The sequence below is a fragment of the Polaromonas sp. P1_G2 genome, assembly GCF_056405515.1.
Map to the genome: position 1 here is coordinate 1 of NZ_JBFUBY010000434.1, position 2,362 is coordinate 2,362.

Consider the following 2,362-nt stretch of genomic DNA (forward strand, 5'->3'; position numbering starts at 1 on the left):
CCCGCTGTTGACGGCGCACTTCGACCGCAAGCGGGTGCTGCTGACGCTCACTGCCCTTCTGCTGGTGTCCAACCTGCTGGCGGCGACGGCCGGCTCGCTCGCGGTGCTGCTGTTCGCGCGCGTGGTGCTCGGCATCGCGCTCGGCGGGTTCTGGTCGATGGCGGCGGCGCTGGCCATGCGCCTGGTGCCGGAGCGGCTTTTCCCGCGCGCCATGTCGCTGGTGTTGACTGGTGTCTCCATTGCCACCGTCTGCGCGGCGCCGGTCGGCGCCTGGATGGGCAGTTTGTGGGGATGGCGCAGCGCTTTTGTCGCGGCAGGCGTCGTCGGCGTGCTGGCTTTCCTTGTGCAGCTGGCCGCGTTGCCGGCGCTGCCGCCACGCGACAAGGCCAGTTTGAAGGGCCTGCGCGACCTGCTTACGCGGGGGCCGGTGCGCATTGCGCTGCTGGCGGTGCTGCTGGTGATATCCGGCCACTTCGCGGGCTTCACCTACATCCGGCCCGTGCTGGAAGACGTGACGAAGTTGTCGGTGGCGGCGATTTCCGCCGTGCTGCTGGGCTACGGCATCGGCGGCTTCTTCGGCAACTTTGCGGGGGGCTGGCTGGCGGGGCGCAGCGAACGCTACGCGATCGTCGCCGGCAGCGGGTTGATAGCCCTGCTGGCGGCTGCGCTGCTCATCGGCGGCAGCTCTACCGTGGTCACCGCCGTGGCCGTGGCGCTGTGGGGCTTCGCGTTCGGCGCATTCCCGGTCGGCTTCCAGACCTGGATCGTGCGTGCCGCACCCGACCAGGCGGAGGCCGCCGGCGGCCTGCTGGTGGCGGCCTTCCAGATCGCCATTGCCACGGGCGCCATCGCAGGCGGCCTCATCGTTGACCGGACAGGCGCGCTGGGAGCCCCCGCATTCGCCATGGTGGCGGTGGTGCTGGGCGGCCTGCTGGCATGGCGACGCGGCCCCGGATCCGGCCGCGGCTGAATCACGGAGGCGAACGTGACCCAGCCAAAACCAGATTCCGGCACCAATCGGCGCATCACATTGGCGGCGCACCCGCGCGGCCTGCCTGTTGCGTCCGACTTCCATCTCGTGACTGAGCCAGTGCCGCGCCCGGGCGAAGGCCAGGTGCTGTTGCGAACACAGTTCCTTTCGCTGGACCCGTACATGCGCAACCTGATGGACAGCATCGGGCCCGGATACGCGCCTCCCGTTCCGCTTGGCGGCACCATGCCGGGCGGCACCGTCAGCCGCGTCGTGGCGTCCAGGCATCCCCAGTACCGCGCGGGGGATCTCGTGCTCGCCAACGCCGGCTGGCAGGACTATTCCGTCAGCGATGGGGGCGACCTGCAGGCGATCGGTGAGATGGCCCGTCCCTCCCTGGCGCTGGGCGCACTCGGAATGCCGGGCTTCACGGCCCATGTCGGCCTGCTCGACATCGGCCAGCCCAGGGCCGGCGAAACCGTGGTTGTCGCGGCGGCCACCGGCGCGGTGGGCGCCATGGTCGGCCAGATCGCGAAACTCAAGGGCGCTCGCGTCGTCGGCATCGCCGGCGGTGACGACAAGTGCCGGCAGGCCGTCGACGACCTGGGCTTTGATGCCTGCGTCGACAGGCACGGGTCCTTATTTGCGGGACAGCTTGCCGCCGCATGCCCGGCGGGCATTGACGTGTATTTTGAGAACGTCGGCGGTGAGGTGTTGTCGGCAGTCCTTCCCCTGCTCAATATCGGCGCACGCATGCCGGTGTGCGGCTTTGTCGCGCATTACAACGACTCGGCCAGCTCACCCGGCGCCAACCAGCTGCCGCAGTTCCTGGCCGCCATCCTGCAGAAGCGGGTGCGGGTGCAGGGCTTCATCATCCTTGACCACTATGGCGCACGCTTTGACGTGTTCCGCCGCGAAATGGGCGAATGGGTTGGCAGTGGACAGGTCAAGGCGGTGGAGCATGTTGTCGATGGCCTGCTGGAAGCGCCTGCTGCCCTGTCGGACCTGCTGCAGGGCCGGCACTCAGGCAAGGTCGTTGTGCGCCTGGAGGCCTAGCTGCGGAGGCGGCGGATTGCGTTGGAAATGTGCGCCGCGAAAACGAGGGGCTGGTGCCAGCCGAATCGAGCTTGTCCTACACGGAATTCCTCTCCCGCTGACGACTTGTTACCCCCGCCGCCCCCTAAAGTCGAAATTCATCCACTCCGGGCCCAATGGGCAGCAAGATGTTTCTAGACAGTTTTCCACGCGAAGAAGCACAGGACAGCCGCGGCTTGCGTCCGGCGCGCGAAGCGGCGGCCGAACCGGCGGCCGAACCGGCCAAGTCCCGCCATCCTTGGCCTTTTCCGGTGTCCGGCAAGCRGGTCGGCGTGCCTGCGGCGCCGGCGCGACCGC

2 protein-coding genes are annotated in these 2,362 nt (G+C 68.6%); both read left to right on the plus strand.

The window, feature by feature from the left end; genetic code table 11:
* On the plus strand, positions 1–970 hold a 970-nt coding region (locus tag AC1D0P_RS24810; protein WP_477679167.1), incomplete at its 5' end, for an MFS transporter.
* Between the two features lie 15 nt (positions 971–985).
* A complete protein-coding gene (locus AC1D0P_RS24815; protein ID WP_477679168.1) occupies positions 986–2,026 on the plus strand; it encodes an NADP-dependent oxidoreductase in 1,041 nt (346 codons plus the stop codon).
* Positions 2,027–2,362 lie beyond the last annotated feature (336 nt).